Origin of the sequence: Lysinibacillus sp. NPDC086135, from assembly GCF_044746345.1 — a bacterium.
In the GTDB taxonomy this organism is placed as follows: domain Bacteria; phylum Bacillota; class Bacilli; order Bacillales_A; family Planococcaceae; genus Lysinibacillus.
Map to the genome: position 1 here is coordinate 1 of NZ_JBIVCA010000016.1, position 24101 is coordinate 24101.

Genomic DNA, 24101 nt, shown 5'->3' on the forward strand with positions numbered 1-24101 from the left:
CTGCACGCCACCGCTTTCCCGCTGAACTAATGCGCTTTAAACCAATCAGTTCAACATCTAAACCGGCCTCTTCAAAAATCGTTCTTGGGAGTTTTCCTTTTTCATTTTCTACAATAAAATGGCGTTTAAATTCCTCGGTATAAGTAATCGCCTTATCACTAATAGCTTGGACATTAGGATTACAGTTTAGTTGTTCTTGCTCTTTTTTAGTAAATACTCTTTTCGTTATTTCATTCCGCTCCGACATCTTTTTTCTCATTATAAACAAAAGTACCCTATAGGATAGACTTTTTTCAAAGTGCCTATCTTATAGGGTACAGTTTAGAAAGGGGTAGCTTTTTGTCGATTATTAATGATAATAAAACCAAGAAGAGACCATACCAAATATAGGGAAAACAAGCCACCAATACCTCCACAAAAAATCACCAACAGTTTTGTGATCGGACTTATTTGTATCAGGAGCTGAAACTGGGGCTGAGGCTTCTAGTTTATGATATTTTTCTTCCCCTGTAATAAGCTGATCTAAAGAAATTTTATATAAATCACTTAACCTTCTTAAATTATCAATATCAGGATAGCCCTTTCCTAACTCCCATTTCGAAACGGATTGTCTTGAAATATTTAAAAAATTTGCGACATCATCTTGAGTATACTTATGTTGTTCTCTTAATTCCTTTAAACGGTTTTCTAAATTCATTGAACTTCACCTCCAACTTATCAGATTTTGATCAAATAATAATGGATTATTACACTTTATTCTAGAAGTTGTTATTTGCTAATTCGCAACGCATAGTTGCTTTCATGAACTAAGCAAAAAATTCGATTCTAGAGCATATTTCACTTACAATTATATTTCAGCAGATGTCTTTTGTGCCGAAAGCGTAGTGACAGGTACGGATGTTTGGACACCCGCCGAAAGAAGTTAAAGGAGTGATGAGATGAACACATGGGATCAACGTTTCAAAACGATCGAATATGTTTATGGTGAGAAGCCAAATGCATTTATAGAAGACTATGTACACTATTTAAAAGATTATCAAAATGTGGCTGCATATGCCGAAGGTGAAGGTCGAAATGCTGTATTTTTAGCTTTACAGGGACATACAGTAACTGCCTTTGATTATGCGGAAAGCGGTCTTGAAAAAACAAAACAACTCGCAGAAAAACATAATGTTTCGGTTCACACAAAGCTTACTGACTTACTGCAAGATGAACTACCAGTAGAAAAGTTTGATGCTGCTATTATGGTGTTTGGACATTTCCAAGCCGGGCAGCAACAAGAAGTGTTTAAGCGGATTGTAAACTCAGTAAAATCTGGTGGTCGTATTATGATGGAACTTTATTCAATTTATCAACTACCTTACGCGTCTGGTGGCCCAAGACAACTTGATTTTTTATATGACCCTTTAGATGTTCTAAAATGGTGTCAACCTTATAAGATTATCCATTTTTTCACAGGTGAACAAATGCGAAATGAAGGTATACTCCACACAGGACTTGCTCATACCATTCAATTTATTATTGAAAAAAATTAAAAAGACTATATACAGTTTATATCTGTATATAGCTTTTTTTCACAAAAATAAATAAACAAATAGCGGACATAAAAATGCGCCTACAATTGCCGTTAAGGCCATAGATAGTGAGCCTACTGATAATTCTTGTTCTCCGTATTCTCTTAATTTAACAAGCCCAACGCCATGTGAAGCACTACCTACTGCAACACCTCTACTAACGGCTGAATCAATTTTGCCGTATTTAATGACTAAAGGTCCAATAATAGCGCCTACAAACCCTGCTAGCATTACGAGTACAGCTGTTAATGGTGGAATACCGCCAATGGTCTCACTCACCTGCATACCTACAGGTGTCGTTAATGATTTAGGTAAGGCTGTCAGCAGCCAGCTTTTATTGACACCAATCCATTTCAGCATAACAAATATTGTTGCTAAGCCTGTAATCATAGCGATAAAAACACCTGACAAAATAGCATACTTATATTTCATAATGATCTCACGTTGATTATATAGAGGATAAGCTAGTGCTACAACTGCTGGACCTAGCATTTTTTGAAGCCATTGCCCTCCCTCCATATAAGTAGAATATGGAATATTAAAGACTAATAATATAACAGCACTAACGATCGTTGTCGTCACTAGTGGAATCATTAAAGGATGTGGGTAACGTTGATAAAGTTTTGTAAATAAAACGAATAAAACAACGGTGCCAGCGACAACAATAATTTCAATCAACCGTTAATTCCCCCTCTCCTTCTTCTACAACGGCTTCTGTTTCTTTTTTAGCCAGCTCTTTTTTCTCAACCATTTGACTAAGTAATCCTGTGACATAAATAGAGATTAGCGTACTTGCTATAACGGCTAGAATAATCAAGAGGCCAGTTGTTGAAAAAAGTTCAGGGTAGTCAATCACTCCTACTGTTGCTGGAATGAAAAACAAGGTTAATACGCCAATTAAGAAACCGGCTCCATCTTGAATGTATTCTACTTTAAGTATTTTGAAATTGAGTGAAAGTGCTAGTAATAGTAATCCAATTACACTTCCTGGAAGAGGTACATGTAGTAAAGCCACAATACCGACACCCATGTAATAAAAAATATTGAGTATCCCAATCTGAACAATAATACGAACAACTCTCTTTGACATCGAAGCAAAATTTTCGTTCAACATTTCGCCACATTTCACCCCCTATAACGTTTATTCTACATCTGCAGGAATTTTCTGTCTATTATAATTTTAGAAAAACAATAGAAAAAAAGGATAACTACAAAACACTTTGAGCCATCCTTTTTCTATATAACTTAAATAGGTTGTCTAAAACTGTTCTACATTCATTCGTTAGACACCAGTAAATGGGGGTCATCACCATAACGTGTGGTTGATTTCCGCTCCGGCTGGGCGCTTTCCTGGGGGCGTCCGATGGAGCCGCTTCACTCGCATAGCTCGCTCCAGGGTCTCGGGCCAACACGATGTTGGTCACGAAGGCGTTATCACAGGATGTGATGCTTTAGCCTTCGTTCCTCTATTGCTAATCCCCAAGGAGTCGCCCATCCTCCGCTCCAATCAACTTATTTACAAAGTAAGCGTTTTAACAAATGTCATCCATAACTTTTGGTGATGGGCCTTAAATATTCCTTTTCTCAAAAAAATTGCTAGTTTAGGCTTTTCTATAATGCATGTCCTGAACCACCATCAATGTTTACAGAAGTTCCTGTCACATAACTAGCTGCATCTGATACTAAAAAAGTAATGACATTCGCCGCCTCTTGAGTATCCCCTATCCGACCAAGCGGAATCGTTTGACCTACAGTACGGGAATAATTTTCCCACGATAATTCTGGCGCTTCTTCTTTCCACTTCTTCTCTATTTGATCACTACGAATAAGCCCAATACAAACAGAATTCACACGAATATTATCTTTACCTAAGTCTTTGCTCATAGCCTTTGTTAACGCAAGTCCTGCCGCACGACTTACAGTAGTAGGGAGTGAGTTTGCTGGTGGTGTTTTAGCCATTACCGCAGTCACATTAACTATTGCACCACCACCAACCTTACGCAAATGAGGTGTAGCATATTTTGAACAATTGACAGCACCAAACACTTTTAAATCTATATCAGCTTGCCATAGCTCACTACTAACCGATTCAAATGGATGAGCTGAAGCTGTCCCTGCATTATTAATAAGAATATCAAGGCGACCAAAATGTTCTACTGCTCGCTCAATTAAGTACTTACAATCTTTTTCCTTTGTAATATCAGTCGGTACAATTAATACGTCCTCGCCTGTTTCGTTTTTAATACAACCAGCAGCCACTTGAAGCTGTTTTTCACCACGACCACAAAGTACAACCTTTGCCCCCTCTTTCACAAGCTGCATCGCTGTATAATAACCAATCCCCTTACTTGAACCTGTAATAACTGCTACTTTCCCCTTTAAGCCTAGTTCCATTGTTATCACTCCAGTTTTTTGTTCAACTTCTCTTGTTACACAATCATCGATAGCATTTTCGAATATCTAGCAGTTAATTTCTGAGACTATCTGACACATTCGCTAAATCTATTCGGTATTTACTATAATCCAAGCCGAATTATATTTTTAGAATATTCATTCGATATAATTACTTTATCAAAATTACAAGTAATATACAAAAAAACGGCTACAAAGCAAATGCTTTATAGCCGTTTTCATAAACTTTATTATTTTTTAGCTACAATATGGATTGGGTTGCCAAGTAATACTTCAGCAGCTTCCATTGTAATTTCACCTAATGTTGGGTGAGCATGGATTGTTAACGCGATATCTTCAGCAGTCATACCGCCTTCAATTGCTAAGCCCATTTCAGCGATCATATCTGATGCACCAGCACCTACGATTTGAGCACCGATTAATAAGCCATCTTCTTTACGCGCAACAAGCTTCACGAAACCTTCTGTTTGGTTTAATGCAAGTGCACGACCATTTGCTGCGAATGGGAATTTCGCTGCAGTGTATTCAATGCCTTCAGCTTTCGCTTCATCTTCATTATAACCAACTGTTGCCATTTCTGGATCTGTGAAGCATACAGCAGGAATAGCTAAATAATCAACGATTGATTTTTCACCAGCGATTGCTTCAGCAGCAACTTTACCTTCGTAAGATGCTTTATGAGCAAGTTGAGGACCAGCTACAATATCACCAATTGCATAGATGTTTGGAATATTTGTACGACATTGTTTGTCAACATTGATAAGACCACGTTCACCGAATTCAATACCGATTTCAGCAAGGCCCATTTCATCTGTATTTGGACGACGACCTACAGTTACTAATACATAGTCAGCTTCAACTTTTTTCTCTTCTCCGCCAACTTCATATGTTACTACTACGCCGTTTTCTGTTTCTTCAACGCCTTTTGCAGATGCGTTTACTTCCATTTCAACGCCTTTCTTTTTAAGGCCTTTTTTCACGATTTGTGTCATTTGTTTTTCGAAACCAGCTAAGATATCTTTTCCGCCTTCGATAATTGTTACTTGTGAGCCAAGATTAGCATAAGCTGAACCTAACTCTGTACCAATATAACCTCCACCGATAACGACTAATTTACCTGGTACTTCTTGTAAAGAAAGTGCGCCAGTAGAATTTAGTACGCGATCAGAGAATTTGAATGTTGGAATTTCAACTGGACGAGAACCTGTTGCGATAATTACATTGTTAAATGTGTAAGTTTGAGCAGATTCACCATTGATGATACGCACTGAATGAGCGTCAACGAAATAAGCTTCACCTTGTACAATTTCAACTTTATTACCTTTAAGTAAGCCTTCAACACCGCCAGTTAATTTTTTAACAACGCTGTCTTTAAATGCTTGTGCTTTTGAGAAGTCTAATTTCACGTCAGAAGCGATGATACCCATGTCATCTGAATGTTTAGCATGCTCAAAACGGTGACCTACTGAAATTAATGCTTTTGATGGGATACAACCTACGTTTAAGCACACACCACCAAGTACATTTTTTTCAACGATTGTTACTTTTTGGCCAGTTTGAGCTGCACGGATTGCTGCTACATATCCTCCAGGACCTGAACCAATGACAAGAGTATCTGTTTCGATTGGAAAATCTCCTACTACCATTTTTGTTACGCCTCCATTAATAATAATTCTGGTTCACTTAACAAACGCTTTAAGTGATTTAAAGCATTTTGCGCAGTGGCTCCATCAATCATACGATGATCAAAGCTCAATGATAATGCTAACACAGGTGCGGCTACAATTTCACCATTTTTTATTACAGGTTTTTCTGATATTCGACCAATACCTAGAATTGCTACTTCAGGATGATTAATTACCGGAGTAAACCATTGTCCTCCTGCAGAGCCGATATTCGTAATCGACATTGAAGCGCCCTTCATTTCATGTGGTGCAAGTTTGCCTTCACGTGCTTTAGTCGCTAATTCATTAATCTCATTTGATACTGCAAAAACAGATTTACGATCTGCGTGCTTAATAACTGGTACTAACAAGCCTTTTTCTGTATCTGCTGCAATACCAATATTATAATAATGCTTCTGAATAATCTCTTGTGTTGCATCATCTAATGAGCGGTTAAATTCTGGGAATTCGCGTAAAGTTGAAATAAGCGCTTTAACTACGTATGGTAAGTACGTTAATTTGACACCTTTTTCAGCAGCGATATCTTTGAATTTTTTGCGATGTGCTACTAGAGCTGTTACATCGACTTCATCCATTAGTGTAACATGTGGAGCCGTTTGTTTCGAGTGAACCATCGCTTTTGCAATCGCTTTTCGAATGCCCGACATTTTCTCACGTGTTTCCGGGAATTCACCTTCAAGGACTACTGGTGCAGCTGGTGCAGTAGTTTCTTGCTGAACAGCTTCTTCATTAGCCACTGTTGCTACTTCAACCTCTACAGCGCCTCCACCTTTTAGGAAATTCTCAATATCTTGTTTTAAAATACGGCCATTTTTGCCTGTACCTTTAACTTCACGAATATTAACATCATGCTCTCGTGCAAATTTACGTACTGAAGGCATTGCGATGACACGCTTATTGTCATCAGCTACGGTTACAGCTTCAGTCTTTTCAGTAGCTTTTTCTGGAGCCTGCTCATCTTTAACAGGTGCCTTCTCTACTTTCTGACCAGACTCAGCTGTTGCTTGAACTTGAGCCTCTGTTTTCGCTTCAGCATGGTCATCACCTTTTAGCTTTAAGTCTTCATAGCCAGGTGCATCAAAGCGGATTAAGACATCACCAACAACCGCTACTGTACCTTCTCCTACTAAAACTTCCTCTACTTTCCCTTCAACCGGAGAAGGGATTTCTACTACCGCTTTGTCATTTTGTACTTCACAAAGAATATCATCTTCTTTTACTGTATCTCCAGCTTTAACGAACCATTTCACGATTTCGCCTTCGTGAATACCCTCGCCTATGTCTGGTAATCTAAATTCAAATGCCATGTGTACCCATCCTTTCTATATTACCGTCGTTTAGAAGCTACATTAGAATGTTAAAACTTTTTTCGCTGTTTCCATTACATCTTTATAGTTTGGTAACCAAACACCTTCAGCTTGTGGGAATGGGTACACAGTATCAGGTGCAGCCACACGAAGTACAGGTGCTTCTAAGCTTAAAATCGCGCGTTCTGTAATTTCAGCCACAACATTTGCAGCAATACCTGCTTGTTTTTGAGCCTCTTGTACAACGATTGCACGACCTGTTTTTTCAACTGACGCGATAATTGTTTCAATATCAATTGGTTGGATTGTACGTAAATCAATAACTTCTACAGAGTGACCTTCTTTTTCTAGTTCTTCTGCAGCTTTTAAGCTTTCGTGAACCATCAAACCATAGGCAATAATTGTTAGATCTTTACCTTCACGTTTTACATCCGCTTTACCTAGTGGAATTTCGTATGCTTCCTCTGGTACCTCTTCACGGAATGAACGATATAATTTTAAATGCTCTAAGAAAATTACTGGGTTATCATTTCGAATAGATGAAATCAGTAAGCCTTTCGCATCGTACGGTGTAGACGGTACAACAACCGTTAACCCTGGTTGTGCTGTCATTAAACTCTCTAAGCTATCTGAGTGCATTTCTGGTGTATGTACACCACCACCAAATGGAGAGCGGATTGTTACTGGCGCATTATAGACACCACCGCTACGATAGCTCATACGTGCTAATTGACCACTAATTGAATCCATTACTTCATAAACAAAGCCAAAGAACTGAATTTCAGGAACTGGACGGAAACCTTGAAGAGAAAGTCCGACTGCTAAGCCACCAATACCTGACTCTGCTAATGGAGTATCGAAAACGCGGTCAACACCGAATTCTTTTTGTAGGCCTTCAGTTGCGCGGAATACCCCACCATTGACACCTACATCTTCCCCGAATACAAGAACGTTTTCATCGTTCTTTAATTCTGTGCGAAGTGCATCTGTAATTGCTTGAATCATTGTCATTTGTGCCATAGGTTATTTCGACTCCTTCTCTTTATAGATTTCATATTGTTCTTTTAAATTTGATGGCATTTCGCCTTTATACATGTTTTCCATTAACTGTGTTACTTTTTGTTTTGGAGCAGCATCGGCTTTCTTGATTGCCTCTTTAATTTCTTCTTTTGCACGCTCAATAACAGCCTCTTCTTTTTGCTCATCCCATAAACCTTTCGCTTCTAGATATTTACGGAAGCGTACAAGAGGGTCTTTTTGCGCCCATTCAGTATCTGTATCCGATGTACGGTAACGCGTTGGGTCATCCCCCGCCATTGTATGAGGACCATAGCGATAGCACAGTGTTTCAATTAAAGTTGGACCTTCGCCATTAACTGCGCGCTCACGTGCATCACGTGTTGCTACGTAAACTGCTAGCGCATCCATTCCATCAACTAAAATACTTGGTAAGCCTGCTGCTACACCTTTTTGAGCAATTGTTTTCGCAGCTGTTTGTAATTCACGAGGTGTTGAAATTGCATATTGGTTATTTTGTACAATGAAGATTGCTGGTGATTTAAACGCACCTGCAAAGTTAATGCCTTCATAGAAATCCCCTTGCGATGAACCACCATCACCTGTATAAGTGACAGCCACAGCCTTTTTACCACGTTTTTGAATACCAAGTGCTACACCTGCAGCTTGAATATATTGTGCACCGATAATGATTTGAGGTGCTAATACGTTTACCCCTTCAGGAACTTGATTTCCCATAAAATGACCACGTGAGAATAAAAACGCTTTATCTAAAGGTAAACCATGCCATACGATTTGTGGTACATCACGGTAACCTGGTAAAATCCAGTCTTCTTTTTCTAATGCAAAGTGTGAAGCAAGTTGTGAAGCTTCTTGCCCAGCCGTTGGTGCATAGAAGCCTAATCGACCTTGACGGTTAAGAGAAATGGAACGTTGGTCTAAAATACGTGTATAAACCATACGCGTCATTAACTCAACTAGCTCCTCATCAGATAACTTTGGGTCTGCCTCGTCATTTATAATTTCGCCTTCTTCATTCAAAATTTGAAACATTTCAAATTTATCTTCTATTTCAGTTAGCGTTTGTTTAGCGTCAAAAATATTATTGTTTTTCTTGCCCATTTGTCACATCTCCCTTTCAGCTGTATTAAAATAAATCACCATTTCAACTAGTACAACTTATTCTTTGCACTCAGTATACTGAATAAAATACTGTCGGTCAATCATATAATTCGCGTGTAAACAAAGATTTTTTCTAACATAACAAATAAATAAACCTGTCCCACACTGTACCACCAATAAAGAAAAACTGTATTATAACACCTTGTCGAAAGTACACAATTATTCAGTTCCCCTACATGATTACCAATAGTAGAATGCCCAGTTCTAGACAATCTAATAGCTTTAGAAAAATTTTTAAGTATATTCAAATAAGGTCTTTTTTCATGTGATTGTTTTAAGACGTGGTGTATACTTATAAGTAAGCACCACAAAGTTGAAAGGAAGATTTATATATGATTTTAATGGATGATATTATTCGCGAAGGTCATCCGACTTTACGCACAAAAGCCGAGGAGGTCAAATTCCCTTTAACTGATGAAGTAAGACAGCTTGCAGAAGACATGCTTCAATATTTAATATACAGCCAAGATCCTGAAATGGCAGATAAATATAATTTACGCGGCGGTATTGGATTAGCTGCCAATCAAGTAAATAGTCTACATCGAATGTTTGCCCTTCATTTGCCTGATGACAATGGCGAACAATTAAGTTTTGTAGCGATCAACCCAAAAATCGTTAGCCACTCTGTAGAAAACTCATACCTTGCAGCGGGTGAGGGCTGCCTTTCTGTAGACCGCAATGTCCCAGGCTATGTACCACGTCATGCTCGTGTTACAGTTAAATTTAAAACAATTGACGGCGAAGAGAAGAAAATGCGACTTAAAGGCTTACCTGCTATAGCCTTCCAACACGAATTAGACCACCTGAACGGCATTATGTTTTACGATCGCATCAATGAAAAAAATCCATTTGCGGAAATTCCAGATTCTACACCATACGAGCGCGATTAGGAGCACAGAACGAAAGCAAACCCCTGCAGTTACTATAAACTGCGGGGTCTACTTTTTTACAAGCTCGTTTCGATCTTCTACCCATCATTTTCAACTTTATTTTTATGATATTTCTATCCCTTGTTCTAAACGTTCATTTATTTTTTCCAGCAGTACAGGCAGCTCTTCCATTGTTTGAATCGTATAATGCGCACCTGTTTCTTTAAATACTCGTGCTGTTTTTTCAATAGTTACTTGCTGCTCTTCTTCAGATAAAGCCATAAACTCTTCTTCAGATAACCCCATCTCAGAGCTTCCAACAATAACACCAACAGCCCAGACCCCTGCATTTAAAGCCTCTCGAATATCTGAAGTTGTATCTCCAACCTTCACAACTTGCTTCGTCGCCTCAATACCTAATGCCTCCATATTTTTAAAAATCATATATGGGTACGGACGTCCTTTATCTTCTACTTGAGTAGGCGTTACTAAAAAATCAGGTGCATATCCTTTTGCCGCTGCATATTGAGTCACTACCCCCATCATAGCGTCTGTATATCCCGTCGTAGAGCCAACACGAATACCCTCTTCCCTTAATCGATGCACCGTTTCTTTCACATGCTGAATCGGATCTGTGTAAGTAGCTAACGATTCCATTAGCTTTGATTCAAACTGCCTATATAAAGCTAGGACATCCTGTTCCGTAAAATCTCGGCCATATTTTCGGTTCCATACCTCACGAATTCTAGGCATTTTGAGCATTGTACGAATATGATCGATTTTCAGCATTCCCATTGGTTTACGCGCTTCCTCTAGCGTTACCTTGATTCCCGCATCTTCAAAAACCGTCAAGAAAACATTCACAGGAGCAAAGCAACCAAAATCAACGGTTGTACCTGCCCAATCAAAAATAACACCTTTAACCTTCATTACTCATCACCGCCATATAATTTTCGATAACCTTACATAATGTAGTCATATCATCTTCATGAATATCCCCAATATTGCCAATTCGGAATGTATCCACATCTGTTAATTTCCCTGGATAAATAACAAAACCTGATTTTTTCATCGCACCATAGAAATGCTCGAAGGAAAACCCTTCATAAGGGAATAAAAACGTTGTAATAATAGGTGATTGTAGCTCCTCTGAAATATAGGCATTAAACCCAAGTGCTGTTAAACGAGAGCGAAGTATATGATTATTATTCGCATATCGTGCGTAGCGAGCATGTATTCCACCTTCTTCTGCGAGCTCCTCTAATGCCTTCGCAAAAGCTGCCACTACATGTGTAGGTGATGTAAAACGCCATTTTCCATCTAGTTTCATCACTTCCCACTGATTATATAAATCTAACGCAACGCTTCTCGCTTGCCCTTTGCACTTTTCTAACTCCTCTATTCTTGCAATAACAAACCCGAACCCCGGCACCCCCTGGATACATTTATTGGCACTGCTAATTAAATAATCAATCCCTAATGCCGATACATCCATCGGTACGCCACCAAAGCTACTCATTGCATCAACGATAAACGTTTTGTTCAACTTTTTCACGACGCTTCCTATTTCAGCAATAGGATTTAAAATCCCAGTTGTCGTTTCACAATGTACAACTGCAACATGTGTTATTGTTGAATCATTTTCCAACAGCACTTTAACTTCGAATGGAGACGGTTGTTCATTATAAGGAACACTATAGACCGAATGCTGTAGCTTAAGCACTTTGGCCATTTCTACAATGCGTTCACCGTAAGCACCATTTGTGATAATAAGGACTTTATCTCCCTCACCAATTGCCGTTGTTAACACAGATTCTACAACAAAACTACCACTTCCCTGCATAAGAACAGTTGTATAATTTGTTTCTTTCACTTGCGCTAACTCTAAAAGCTGCTTACGTATTGTTTGCGTGACATTTTTATAATCATCGTCCCAAGTGCAACGATCCTTTAACATCACTTGTTTTACTGTTTTTGTTGTCGTTAATGGTCCTGGTGTTAATAATTTATAGTTGTTCATAAAATTAATAGCTCCTTATCGTTGTGCTTCTTTAAAGAACGCTTGATGTTTTTCTAATAAATCTACCGATAATGTTGTGTCCCATTTCTTTAAATATTTAGGAACAAACTCTTCATTTACTTGTTCACCTTCATAAAGAGCTACTGGATATTGCTTCAATAAATCGGGGCGGGCCTCCGTTGCTATTACTTTGGCTATTTCGCGCGCTAACGCTTCATCCCCCTCTTTATCTACCACAGCCACTGATTCTGTTAATGTAAAGTTACCTTCCTTTGGATCGATGTAATCAATCGGCAACCCTTCTTTTTTAGCATCGATAGCCTGAATACGTAGACCAAACCCTACAGCTACCTCGCCCGTTTTTACTTTTTTAATTGGTCCAGAACCTGAACTTTCAATATGTGGTCCAGCATTTTTGATTAAATCAGCTAATATTTGTTTACCTTCTTTTTCTCCATACTCATTAATAATTGCTTGTACTAACAACCAACCTGTTGAAGAGTCAAGAATATTAGGAAATGACAATAAATCTTTATAGGCAGGGTTTGTTAAATCCTTTATAGATGTTGGAACTGGCAAATCTTTTTGTTTTAACAAATCCGTATTGATAAAAATCGAGCCGATATTCCCTAAAATCGGTAACGCATATGTAGAGCCACCATCTAGAGGCTTTAAATCAGAAGATAAATCTACAAACATTGACTGAGATTTTTGCGCACTTTCAATAAAATAAGAAGCCGTTGTAACGACATCCGCCTCAATGTCTTTCCCCTCCGCCATTATTTTCCCACCCAGTTCAGAAGTTCCGAATGATTGGATTAAATATTTACCTTCGTAACCCTTTTTATCTAATGTTGCTTCCATTACTTGAATGGCTTCATCATCCGCATTTGAATAAATAATGACTTGATCTTTCGAACCCGCTTCCGCTCCTCCACAAGCAGCTAAAACGATTGCAGAGCTAACTGTACCTAACATCATTACCGTTGATTTTTTCATCTTTATGCTCCTTTGTTTTTTCTTTAGGTGTTGCTATATAATCACAACCTAATTTCACAATGAGGTTTGTGCATAAAATAAAAATCGATAGGACAAAAATATCTGTATACTTCGCAAAATGTTGAAGTTCTTTTATACGTGTCGATACAAGCATCGTTTTCGTACTGACAAGGAAAATCACCCCACTAACAGTCACCATAGCGTTTAAAAAATAATAGCTAAACATTTGATAAATCGTAGGCCTGATATTCGGCAATATAACGCGAATAACCGTTTTTAACCACGAATCTTTTAATAGTTCCGCCGTTACTTCCCATGTCGGATCCATTTTTTGCAATGAATTTTTCGCCATTAAATATGGTGTTGCAAAGAAGTGAACAATATTACACGCAATAATGATAAGGAAAGTCCCTTTTAAGGTACTTCCGTTAAAGAAAAACAAATAAGAAAGACCAAGTACCATGCCTGGCACAGTATTCGTAATCATCGAAGCAAAATCTAAGCTTTTCTTCCCTTTAAGTGGCGTTCGTACATTTAATAGAGCGGCTACAAATGCTACACCTACACCTAAAACAGCTGTCAAAACAGCAACAATTAGTGAATTCATATAGACTTGCTTCAAGCCTTGTTCAGCTAAAACGTTTTTCACATGCTCTAAAGTAAAGTCGAAATCATATGGATAGCCCTTGGTAAAAGGTACTATAAATATTGTTGAAAACATGATTAACACTGAACCTACACAGACAAATGAGAAAACAGTAAATAGCAAATCACGTAACCGATGAACAACGAGGTCACTTTTAGAAACTTGCTTATATTGAAAATTAAATCGTTCTAAAATAGTTAACATAACAACTCCAAGTACAGCAGGTACTAACATTAAAATCGAAATCACTGCACCCCTCTCGAAATGTACAATGGAGCCAAGCATTGCTTGATATAGCTCAGTTGCAATAACTTTGTAGCCTCCACCAACTGACGCGGGGATCCCGAAATCTGTAAAGCTTAAAACAAACGATAATATAAATGCCCCACCAATCGCCCCTAGCATCGGTCGCAATACTGTATGATAAAATCTTCGTAATGGACGATCATGCATCAGCATGGAAACTAGCAGAAAACGTTTATCAATGTATTGCATAGAATTTTGCATTAATATAAAGGCAACAGGTAATGTATAAAGTACATAACCAATTAACAAACCGTTAAATCCATATACCGTAAACAAGGGCTGACCAAATATCTTCGTAATAATCCCTTGATTGCCAAAGGTATAAATTAGTACAAAACCATATGTAATGGTCGGTAAAAGCATCGGCAACGTAATACCAACTTGGACAAGCTTTTTCGTAGAGCGGTGCATCGTTGTAAAATGCACAGCATAGGCCAATAAAAAAGCTAAAATTGTCGTAATCAAAGCCGCTACTAAAGAGACTTGAAAACTATTTAAAAACGCATCATGAATCTCTACATTTTGCAATGTTTCCACATAGTTTTGAATAGTGATGGCCTTCCCCTTTTTTAAAGACTGCCAAAACATATAAAGTAACGGAACAATTAAAAAGAATACAAAAAAGAAAAGAATCGGCAGAAAAATCAATTTCATCATTTTATTTGTTTTAAGCATAAGATTCTCCAAATAGCTGATAAATGTTATGACGTTTTATATGAAGCTGCCTTAATATAAAATCTTCAACAAATTGGTTTTCCGGTGTATTTACTATTTCTTGCGGCGTTCCAAATTGCGAAACAGTTCCTTCATTAATAATTAACACTTTATCCGATAGTGTGAGAGCCTCCTCTGGATCATGAGTTACAATGATTGTCGTTAAATTAAATTGGCGAGCAATGGATTGAATACGTTCCTTAATCGATTCTTTTATTACTCCATCAAGCGCACTTAACGGTTCATCCAACAATAAAATTTTAGGTTGCATCACAAGTGTTCTAGCTATAGAGACACGCTGTTTTTGTCCACCTGACAATTCATGAATCTTTTTATGTAAATGTGGAGTCAGTTCTAAAAAGTCTATATATTCCTGAACCTCCGCTTTTGACATTCCTTCTTTTTTATTTTTTAAACCATACACGATGTTGTCATACGCATTTAAATGTGGAAACAATGCAAAGTCCTGAAAAACAATATTAAACCCTCGATCTCGCATTGATTGTTTCGATATATCTTGTCCATTGAAAAAAAGCTGTCCATTCGTTTGTTTTGTAAGACCTAAAATAATATTGAGTAAAGTTGTTTTTCCACAGCCACTCGGTCCTAGTAAAGAAACTATTTCACCAGATTGAATGCTTAAATTTATATTCTCTATAACTTTTTTATTTTTATAGTTTTTCGAGATATTTTTTAGTTCTAACAAATCCTTCACCTCTCTTTAGTTCTTAGTTTTAGTTTAGGGGCAATTTGTAAAGGAAATTACGGATTTGTGTAAATGTTGAGTAAATTATGACTAAGTGTTGACAAAGTTATGAGTGTTTTGAGTAAATAATAAGGAGAGGTGATGAAATGTATACAATAGAAAGGCAACAGCTTATTTTGCAATTTGTACGGAAACATAAGGTAGTAAAATTAGTAACACTAACAAATGAGTTCAACGTATCCATGGAAACAATCCGTCGTGATACTCAACAACTTGTTCAAGAAAAGAAAATCGAGAAGTTTTATGGCGGTGTAAAATATATTGAACCTGTTGAGGGATTGATTGATCACAGACTTCATGAACAGCTACCAGAAAAAATCGCTATTGCAAAAGCATGTGCTTCTTTAGTACAAGACGGGGAATGTATTTTTATAGATAGCGGAACAACCACATACCAAATGACACCATTTTTATTAGAGAAAGAAAAATTAACTGTCATTACAAACTCACTTCCAGTAGCCTTTGATTTAATTGGCTCCAATATCGAAGTGATTATCCTCGGTGGTAAAATTCGACATTCCGAAAAATCTGTAACGTCTAATGATTTCCTCTTCCGCTTCGATCACCTTAATATTAATAAAGCTTTTATTTGTGCTAGTGGCGTATCGATTGAAAAAGGAATTTCCGATTTCAATTTAGAAGAGGCTATTACCCGGAAACAAATTATAAATATTTCTCAAACTGTCTTTGTAGCAGCAGACTCTTCAAAATTTAACAAAGATGTCGCCATTCAAGTTTGTCCAGTAAATGAGGTAGATATGATTATTACTGATTACGCTCTACCAGAAGACACGATCAATCATTTCACGGATAAAGGTGTACAACTAAAAATAGTAAAAACAAACATTAAAGACACTGAATAATTTACTAAATACAAAAGCAACTAGTTGTAAGAATTGATTAACAACTAGTTGCTTCTTTAGTTTCTTTTTTCAATCACTTATGCCTACAGATGTCTTTTGCGCGAAAGCAGAGCGGCAGCGACAATAGGATGTAGGTCAATTAACCTAAAATCCTTTATTAACGCGCCGGAGGCTTTACTTATTTCAGCGGATGTTTGGACCCCGCTGAAATAAGTTAGATAATATTTAATTGGCGCATGATTTTAGCAAGACCATCCTCGTCCACATGCTCTGCAACATGAGTAGCAACAGCCTTCACTCTCTCATGTCCATTCCCCATCGCCACGCCAGTCCCAACAGCTTGCAACATTTCAATATCGTTGAGGCCATCCCCAAAAGCAATCGCATCATTTAACGTCAGCCCTATCTTCTCAAGGACCTTTTCAATACCAGCAGCCTTCGAGCCTCCCTTCGGTAAAATATCACAAGAATAGTGATGCCAGCGTACAAACTGCACGTTTGGAAATGCCTTACGATATAAATGTTCATCTTTTTCTTCCATAAAAATAAGTGTTTGATAGACATCGTTCTGCATATAATAAGTTGAGTCTATAGTTGGATACTCGTATTTCAATGTATTTAGACTTTCTACTATCATATCGTTATTTCCTACAGATGCAATCATACGCTTGTCGTCTAAAAATACTACAGGTTCATTTCGCGCTTCACCAAAGGCAATGATTTTGGCTAGTTCATCTTTTCCAACACCATTTGCATAGATAACCTCACCACGATAAACAACATATTGTCCGTTAAATGTCACATACGTATTAATATCTAGCTCTTCTAGTAAGGATTGAATCATGAAAGGTGCACGTCCAGTTGCAATCGCTATCTCATATCCATTACGACGAGCTTCAAGAAGTGCCTCTTTCGCAGAAGCCGGTAATATTTTCTCACTATTATAAAGTGTACCATCTACATCAAAAAATAATATTTTCTTCATCTTATAGTCCCCTTCATTATGTATTATTCTGCAAGGTTAATGACTTTACAGAGGCAATATTTTTTATTATAATGATCCTAAGGAGTGATGTGCCATGTTGAAGAAATTCAAACGTAAATTGTTGAAGCAACTTCGCGGCATACTCGGAAAAAAATCAATTGCCTAACATTTGCCCTTCATTATTTGAAGGGCTTTTCTTTATTTTAGAGTAACTGCGTGATAATATAAAGGAAATGCATTTATTTGGCTATGTGCAACCACTGTCTCATTGCTTAATTCAATTACACCTTGTTGTAATTACGTCTGGATTGTAACACTGAGAATACAAGAACTTCAAACGCCTAATTTCTTCTTTTGCTTGCTAGAAATTTGCTGTTTTTTCTTGTAGTACGTGTGTGGTATTAGTCAAAGGTGCAAGAAAATTGTACGCAATTAAAGGAGAGCAAACTATGATTTACAAAGTTTATTATCAAGAAAAAGCAAATGAAATTCCAGTTCGCGAAAACACTAAAAGTCTATACCTAGAAGCTGCTTCAGAACGCGAAGTACGTGAAAAGCTAAAAGACCGAAACTACAACATCGAGTTCGTTCAATTGCTTGAAGGTAACTATTTAGTCTACGAACAAGCAAGCCCGAACTTTATCTTGGAGGAAATTTAACAAACATGAAGTTTGTTAAAAATGACCAAGCAGCTGTTTTCGCGCTCGGCGGACTGGGCGAAATCGGCAAAAACACTTACGGCGTTCAATTTCAAGATGAAATCATTTTAATTGATGCTGGAATTAAATTCCCAGAAGACGACTTACTCGGTATTGATTACGTTATTCCGGATTATACGTATTTAGTACGCAACGTTGACAAAATTAAAGGATTATTTATTACACATGGACATGAAGACCATATCGGTGGTATTCCCTACTTATTACGTCAAGTAAATGTCCCTGTCTATGGCGGTAAGCTTGCACTTGGTTTATTACGCAATAAGTTAGACGAGCATGGCTTACTACGTACAACAAAGCTTATCGAAATTAAAGAAGAAGATGTTATAAAGTTCAGAAAAACATCTGTTAGCTTCTTTAGAACAACACATAGTATTCCAGATGCTTACGGAATCGTTGTAAAAACACCACCTGGTAACATCGTGCATACAGGTGACTTTAAATTTGACTTTACACCTGTAGGAGAGCCAGCTAACTTAACAAAAATGGCTGAAATCGGCCGTGATGGCGTACTGTGCTTACTTTCAGATAGTACGAATGCAGAAAAGCCGAACTTCACAATGTCAGAGCGTACAGTTGGTAAAAGTATCGATGAAATTTTCCGTAAGGTTGATAGTCGTATTATTTTCGCAACTTTCGCATCTAACATTCACCGTTTACAGCAAGCAACAGATGCTGCAATAAAATACGGAAGAAAAATTGCTGTCTTCGGACGTTCAATGGATAATGCCATTACAATTGGTCGTGAACTAGGCTATATTAATGCACCAAAGGATACATTTATTGATGCCCAAAGCATTAATCGTCTTCCTGCCAATGAAGTAATGATATTATGTACAGGCTCTCAAGGTGAACCAATGGCTGCTCTTTCTCGTATTGCCAATGGTACACATCGTCAAATCCAAATCCAGCCTGGTGACACAGTTGTCTTCTCTTCTTCACCAGTACCAGGAAATACAGTAAGTGTAAACAAGATCATCAACTTACTTTTCCGTGCAGGGGCAGAAGTTATACATGGTGCACTAAATAATATCCATACTTCTGGTCACGGTTCACAGGAAGAACAAAAATTGATGTTGCGCTTAATGAAGCCTAAATTCTTTATGCCAATTCACGGTGAATTCCGTATGTTGAAAATGCATACTCATCTAGCAGAAGATTGTGATGTTCCGCTTGATAATACATTCGTCATGGAGAATGGTGACGTGCTAGCATTAAGTGCCAACGAAGCACATGTAGCAGGTCGTATTCCTTCAGGAGACGTTTATATTGATGGCAATGGTATCGGAGATATCGGTAATATCGTATTACGCGATCGACGCATTCTTTCTGAAGAAGGTTTAGTGATCGTTGTTGTAAGTGTGGATATGGAAAACCAAAAAATCGTTTCCGGTCCAGACATTATTTCACGAGGCTTTGTTTACATGCGTGAGTCAGGTACGATGATTAATGAAGCACAAAAAATGCTAAACCGTCACCTAAACGAGACCATTAAAGGCAAAACTCCTCAATGGACTGAGCTAAAAAATGAAATTACCGACGTTTTAGGACCATATTTATTTGAAAAAACAAAACGTCGCCCTATGATTTTACCGATCATTATGGAGGTTTAACATCATTAAAAAACTACGCAAAATTGCGTAGTTTTTTTATTTTCATTTTTTTGGAACCTCTTTGCTCTTTTTTTCGTATATAGTATGACGACTCTAAAACCATTTCAAACGACAATGAATTAGAGTAACACAAGAATGGCTACATAAATGGAATTATATCCCTATTTTAACACTATCAGAAACCCTGCCCACACTTCTAGTCACCTAGACTATTTCTTAATTGCCGCTAACACTTCAAGTTTTCTTACAGTATTCTTTAATCTTAACTAATTTCGCAGTGTCATAACTTTAACTATCGTTACAGACAGATAAGGATCGCTCACCCGTCTTAGAGTGTGCAATCCTATCCTTATGTCTACATATTAAAGTATTTAGCTATTACATAAGCAATCCAACGATAATCTGGCTGCAAGCGTATGTTTTCAATTAAACCTTTTATAATCGGTTTACTATAGGTTGGATTTTCGACTTGTTCTTTTAATAATTCTAGAGACTCGCGTTCTATAGTGTCTATTAAGCCATCTAGATGTTGTTCGATTAATTCTAGCAAAGATTCCTTTGAAAATTCTTCATTACAAGGTTTTGCTGTTAATTGAACGAGTTCTTCGGTCATAAATGGAATCGTTGTATACCTTGCAAGAATTTCCGTCTTTTCAGCTAGAGATTTAGACAATTGATCTAAATCGAGTGGTATATCAGAAAAAATAAAAAGTTCTGAATAACTTTTCATGAATCCTTTTATGCAATACATAACATCATATTTTGTTTCGTCGAGTTCATCCTGATATAGTTGCTCAAGCATATAGATAATCGACTTAGACATCTCAACATCATAGGCAATTATTTTCTGAAACAATTCTTTTTTTGTAAGAAGTACTTTCTCATTAAAAAACACACGGGCAGATGCAGCATGTTTTTTAAAAGCTTGAAAAATACTTTTGTAAAATTCAACTAAAATGATATCTTTACTAAGTGAACTTCTGACTACTTGGTCAACGTCAGTGACAAACTGTTGTAGATAATTCTCTACCATTGAAATTAGAAGCTCGTCTTTTGTTTTGAAAGATAAATAAAATGCGCCTTTTGAAATCCCACATCGTTCTGTAATTTGCTGTACAGATGTAGCTTCAAAGCCTTGTTCTGAGAATAGCTCCAACGCTTTCTCCATAATAAGTTGCTTTTTTAACATACTTTAAATTCTCTCCTAATGTGTTTCATTGACAAATGACCGATTAGTCATTAGTATATATAACGAAATCTAGTTAGTCAATAAAGGGTAGGTGTGAAGGTGAAAGGTTTAGTTAATTTCGTATTGAAAAACAAATTGGCAGTGTGGTTATTAACAATTATCATCACTGTCTCTGGTATTTATTCAGGTACAAAAATGAAAATGGAATCCATACCTGACATTTCTATACCATATTTAATTGTAATGGGTGTTTATCCTGGTGCAACACCTGAACAGGTAATGAATGAGCTTTCCATACCATTTGAAAAATCAATTGAAAGCTTAGAAGATGTAAAAGCAGTTTACTCATCATCCTCTTCAAACGTAGCACAAGTTCAAGTGGAATATGACTATGGAATTGATATGGATGAGAAAAAACGCCAATTAGAGTCCGCTTTAGAAGGTATAAAATTACCTGAAGGTGCTCAAAAACCAACAGTTATGGCAATTAGCATGAATATGATGCCTGTTGTCGCTTTATCGGTTAGTAGCTCTAAGGAAGATATTGTCGGATTAACGTCAACAGTAGAAAACATTCTACTTCCTAAAATCGAAAAAATTGATGGCGTTGCTTCAGCAACTATCAACGGTCAGCACATTAATGAAGTATCATTTAAATATGATAAAGCAAAAATGGCTGCTCTTGGCTTAACAGAGGATTCAGTCAAGCAAATGATTCAAGCAAGTGATATGTCGCTTTCACTTGGTTTATATCAATTTACTGTAGGTGAACAGGCCGTTTCAGTAGACGGTAAAGTTAAATCTATCGATGAGTTAAAAGACTTATTGATTCCAGTTACACCTTCAGCTACAAATCCTTCTCCATTCGTTCGCTTAGGCGATATTGCAACGATTGAAGTCGAAGGTAAAGTACAATCCGTATCACGTACAAACGGCAAAGATGCGATTGCGATTCAAATCGTTAAAGCTCAAGATGCCAATACGGTAAAAGTCGTAAATGCAGTGAAAGATTTAATGAAAGACGAAGAAAAATCATTAGACGGCCTAAAAGTGGATATCTCACTTGACCAAGGTAAACCGATTGAAGATTCAGTGTTCACAATGATTGAAAAAGCAGTATTCGGTGGTGCCATTGCCGTATTAATTATTTTACTATTTTTACGTGATTTCAAATCAACAATTATTTCGATTATTTCTATCCCAGTTTCAGTATTCATGGCATTACTACTATTAAACTGGATGGATATCACATTAAACATTATGACTCTCGGCGCGATAACCGTGGCGATTGGTCGTGTAATTGATGACTCCATTGTAGTTGTTGAAAATATTTATCGACGTATCCATTTAAAAGATGAAAAACTAACAGGTCGCGCTCTTATTCGTGAAGCGACAATTGAAATGTTCAAACCAATCCTTTCTTCTACATTAGTAACCGTAGCAGTATTCGCCCCACTAATGTTTGTAGGCGGTATGGTCGGTGAATTATTCATGCCGTTTGCGTTAACAATGTCGTTTGCGCTAGGTGCTTCATTAATAGTGGCGATTACAATTGTTCCAGCTTTATCTCACTTCCTATTCCGTAAAAAAATATACGGTGAGAAAAAAGAAAGTCAACATAAAGAAGTTGGTAAACTAGCTCTTTGGTATAAAGGTGTACTAGCAAAATCATTAAATCATAAAATCATTACATCAGTTATAGCGATTGTACTGCTTGTTGGTTCTCTTGCTTTAACACCACTTATTGGCTTCAGTTTCATGGGCTCACAAGAAGATAAGGTTATGTACTTAACGTACACTCCTGGTACAGGCGAGCTAATGAAAGATACAGAAGCAAATGTTGCAAAAGTAGAAAAAGAATTAATGAAACGTAAAGACGTTAATATTTTACAAGTTTCGATCAATGACCCTAAACATGTTGATCCTTCGGCAATGATGATGGGTGGCGGTGCTGGTGGTGCCTTAATGTACCTCATCTTCGATCCAGATATGAAGGACTTCCCTGAAGCACGTAAAGAAGTTGAAGATTATGTAACTAACATCGGTCAATCAGGTGAATGGAAATCTCAAAACTTCTCATCAATGTCATCGTCTTCAAATGCAGTAAGTTACACATTATATAGTGAAGATTTAGATAAGCTTCGTAAAGCAGTGAAACAAGTAGAAGGCGCACTAAAAGAAGTTGATGGTTTAGAAGAAATTAAGTCTGATACTGAAGATCCATTTGTTGAGAATACCTTAAAAGTAGATCAAAAAAATGTTCTACAATACGGTTTAACTACTGCTCAAATTGTAATGGCTTTAAATCAAAATACATCACCAGAAGTTCTAACTAAAGTTCAGTATGATGGTGAAGATATTGATGTTATTGTACAGCATGAAGAAAAAGCTGCTGCTAAATCTCTTGATGATGTATTAGCTACTAAAATCCAAACAGCTTTAGGCACAACAATGACAATCGGTGAGTTAGTAAAAGTAGAAGAAGGCACTACATTAAACTCATTATCTCGCTCAAAAGGTGAATACTTCGCAAAAGTTTCTGGTACGATTATCGGTGACGATATTTCAAAAGCTACTTCAGCTGCTGATAAAAAAATCGATAAATTAGATTTACCTAAAGGTGTAACGACTGGCGTTGGAGGCGTTGCTGCAGACATGCAAGAAACGTTCACACAGCTTGGAATTGCTATGTTAGCTGCGATCGCGATTGTTTACTTCATCCTAGTAGTAACATTCGGTGAAGGTTTAGCACCATTCGCTATTCTGTTCTCCCTACCATTCGCAGTAATTGGTGCATTTGTCGGATTATTCGTCACAGGTCAAACAATTTCTGTTTCTGTTATGATGGGACTATTAATGCTAATCGGTATCGTTGTAACAAACGCCATCGTATTAGTAGACCGCATTATTCATATGGAACGTGACGGACTTGCAATGCGCGAGGCCATTTTAGAGGCTGGTGCAACTCGTTTACGTCCAATCCTAATGACTGCCATAGCAACAATCGGTGCGATGATTCCAATGGCACTTGGTAATGGTGGCAGTGGTCTAATTTCAAAAGACCTAGCAATTACAGTAATCGGTGGTCTACTATCTTCAACTTTATTAACATTAGTAGTTGTACCAATCGTTTATGAAATGCTATCTAAAATGTTAAAGAAAAACCGAAAAGACGTTAAAGATAATTAATAAACACATGTAAAAAGGGCGCTCCATTAAAGGAGGCCCTTTTTTC

22 protein-coding genes are annotated in these 24101 nt (G+C 37.3%); 6 read left to right on the forward strand and 16 right to left on the reverse strand.

Annotated elements, in window-relative coordinates; all coding sequences use genetic code 11:
- Both ACIPKN_RS18940 and ACIPKN_RS18945 read right to left on the reverse strand, forming a co-directional pair.
- Positions 1-247: HTH domain-containing protein (locus tag ACIPKN_RS18940; protein ID WP_400938968.1), on the reverse strand; the 247-nt coding region annotated here is incomplete at its 3' end.
- Between the two features lie 102 nt (positions 248-349).
- Complete coding sequence (locus ACIPKN_RS18945; RefSeq protein WP_400938970.1) at positions 350-697, reverse strand: helix-turn-helix transcriptional regulator; 348 nt, start codon at positions 695-697, stop codon at positions 350-352.
- A 241-nt stretch (positions 698-938) separates the two neighbouring features.
- Here ACIPKN_RS18945 and ACIPKN_RS18950 point away from each other — a divergent pair, with 241 nt between their 5' ends.
- Complete coding sequence (locus ACIPKN_RS18950; protein ID WP_400938972.1) at positions 939-1535, forward strand: class I SAM-dependent methyltransferase; 597 nt, start codon at positions 939-941, stop codon at positions 1533-1535.
- A 39-nt stretch (positions 1536-1574) separates the two neighbouring features.
- Here the strand turns inward: ACIPKN_RS18950 and ACIPKN_RS18955 are convergent, their stop codons facing one another.
- The 7 genes from ACIPKN_RS18955 to pdhA all read right to left on the reverse strand — a co-directional run bounded on the left by ACIPKN_RS18955 (position 1575) and on the right by pdhA (position 9117).
- Complete coding sequence (locus ACIPKN_RS18955; protein WP_400938974.1) at positions 1575-2252, reverse strand: LrgB family protein; 678 nt, start codon at positions 2250-2252, stop codon at positions 1575-1577.
- The gene (locus ACIPKN_RS18960) at positions 2245-2688 is read right to left on the reverse strand and encodes a CidA/LrgA family protein (protein WP_400938976.1); all 444 of its coding nucleotides are present in this window, start codon (positions 2686-2688) and stop codon (positions 2245-2247) included. The genes ACIPKN_RS18955 and ACIPKN_RS18960 overlap by 8 nt, the downstream gene beginning before the upstream one ends.
- Positions 2689-3185: 497 nt before the next feature.
- Complete coding sequence (locus tag ACIPKN_RS18965; RefSeq protein ID WP_400938979.1) at positions 3186-3968, reverse strand: SDR family NAD(P)-dependent oxidoreductase; 783 nt, start codon at positions 3966-3968, stop codon at positions 3186-3188.
- Between the two features lie 248 nt (positions 3969-4216).
- A complete protein-coding gene (lpdA, locus tag ACIPKN_RS18970; protein WP_370077012.1) occupies positions 4217-5632 on the reverse strand; it encodes a dihydrolipoyl dehydrogenase in 1416 nt (471 codons plus the stop codon).
- 5 nt (positions 5633-5637) lie between these two features.
- Positions 5638-6978: a dihydrolipoamide acetyltransferase family protein gene (locus ACIPKN_RS18975; RefSeq protein WP_400938982.1), complete on the reverse strand. Its 1341-nt coding sequence runs from the start codon at positions 6976-6978 to the stop codon at positions 5638-5640.
- Positions 6979-7020: 42 nt separating this feature from the next.
- Positions 7021-7998 (reverse strand): alpha-ketoacid dehydrogenase subunit beta, encoded by a 978-nt coding sequence (locus ACIPKN_RS18980; protein ID WP_079559704.1) that lies wholly within the window; start codon positions 7996-7998, stop codon positions 7021-7023.
- A gap of 3 nt (positions 7999-8001) precedes the next feature.
- Entirely contained in the window at positions 8002-9117 is a 1116-nt protein-coding gene (pdhA, locus tag ACIPKN_RS18985; RefSeq protein ID WP_142507608.1) for a pyruvate dehydrogenase (acetyl-transferring) E1 component subunit alpha, read from the reverse strand.
- 392 nt (positions 9118-9509) lie between these two features.
- Here pdhA and def point away from each other — a divergent pair, with 392 nt between their 5' ends.
- A complete protein-coding gene (gene def, locus ACIPKN_RS18990; protein ID WP_400938986.1) occupies positions 9510-10067 on the forward strand; it encodes a peptide deformylase in 558 nt (185 codons plus the stop codon).
- Between the two features lie 102 nt (positions 10068-10169).
- Here the strand turns inward: def and phnX are convergent, their stop codons facing one another.
- From phnX to ACIPKN_RS19015, 5 genes are read right to left on the reverse strand one after another with little or no spacing between them, the layout of a single operon-like run.
- Positions 10170-10976, reverse strand: a complete 807-nt coding sequence (gene phnX, locus ACIPKN_RS18995) for a phosphonoacetaldehyde hydrolase (protein ID WP_400938989.1) — start codon at positions 10974-10976, stop codon at positions 10170-10172.
- On the reverse strand, positions 10966-12066 hold the full coding sequence (locus ACIPKN_RS19000; RefSeq protein WP_400938991.1) for a 2-aminoethylphosphonate--pyruvate transaminase: 1101 nt from the start codon (positions 12064-12066) through the stop codon (positions 10966-10968). Before ACIPKN_RS19000 ends, phnX begins: the two co-directional genes overlap by 11 nt.
- Positions 12067-12081: 15 nt before the next feature.
- Positions 12082-13065: an extracellular solute-binding protein gene (locus ACIPKN_RS19005; RefSeq protein ID WP_400938993.1), complete on the reverse strand. Its 984-nt coding sequence runs from the start codon at positions 13063-13065 to the stop codon at positions 12082-12084.
- Positions 13028-14692: an ABC transporter permease gene (locus tag ACIPKN_RS19010; protein WP_400938996.1), complete on the reverse strand. Its 1665-nt coding sequence runs from the start codon at positions 14690-14692 to the stop codon at positions 13028-13030. The genes ACIPKN_RS19005 and ACIPKN_RS19010 overlap by 38 nt, the downstream gene beginning before the upstream one ends.
- Complete coding sequence (locus ACIPKN_RS19015; RefSeq protein WP_400938998.1) at positions 14685-15437, reverse strand: ABC transporter ATP-binding protein; 753 nt, start codon at positions 15435-15437, stop codon at positions 14685-14687. Before ACIPKN_RS19015 ends, ACIPKN_RS19010 begins: the two co-directional genes overlap by 8 nt.
- Before the next feature lie 146 nt (positions 15438-15583).
- On the opposite strand from ACIPKN_RS19015, the gene ACIPKN_RS19020 reads away from it, so the two are divergent.
- The gene (locus ACIPKN_RS19020) at positions 15584-16360 is read left to right on the forward strand and encodes a DeoR/GlpR family DNA-binding transcription regulator (RefSeq protein ID WP_400939001.1); all 777 of its coding nucleotides are present in this window, start codon (positions 15584-15586) and stop codon (positions 16358-16360) included.
- Between the two features lie 214 nt (positions 16361-16574).
- Here ACIPKN_RS19020 and ACIPKN_RS19025 read toward each other — a convergent pair whose 3' ends face one another.
- Positions 16575-17345: a Cof-type HAD-IIB family hydrolase gene (locus ACIPKN_RS19025; RefSeq protein ID WP_400939003.1), complete on the reverse strand. Its 771-nt coding sequence runs from the start codon at positions 17343-17345 to the stop codon at positions 16575-16577.
- A gap of 449 nt (positions 17346-17794) precedes the next feature.
- Here ACIPKN_RS19025 and ACIPKN_RS19030 point away from each other — a divergent pair, with 449 nt between their 5' ends.
- Complete coding sequence (locus tag ACIPKN_RS19030; RefSeq protein WP_142507617.1) at positions 17795-18004, forward strand: DNA-dependent RNA polymerase subunit epsilon; 210 nt, start codon at positions 17795-17797, stop codon at positions 18002-18004.
- A 5-nt stretch (positions 18005-18009) separates the two neighbouring features.
- A complete protein-coding gene (rnjA, locus tag ACIPKN_RS19035; protein ID WP_400939006.1) occupies positions 18010-19677 on the forward strand; it encodes a ribonuclease J1 in 1668 nt (555 codons plus the stop codon).
- A 355-nt stretch (positions 19678-20032) separates the two neighbouring features.
- Here rnjA and ACIPKN_RS19040 read toward each other — a convergent pair whose 3' ends face one another.
- The gene (locus tag ACIPKN_RS19040; RefSeq protein ID WP_400939009.1) at positions 20033-20866 is read right to left on the reverse strand and encodes a TetR/AcrR family transcriptional regulator; all 834 of its coding nucleotides are present in this window, start codon (positions 20864-20866) and stop codon (positions 20033-20035) included.
- Between the two features lie 99 nt (positions 20867-20965).
- Between ACIPKN_RS19040 and ACIPKN_RS19045 the strand changes: the two genes are divergently transcribed.
- Entirely contained in the window at positions 20966-24055 is a 3090-nt protein-coding gene (locus tag ACIPKN_RS19045; protein WP_400939012.1) for an efflux RND transporter permease subunit, read from the forward strand.
- The last annotated feature ends 46 nt before the right edge of the window (positions 24056-24101 follow it).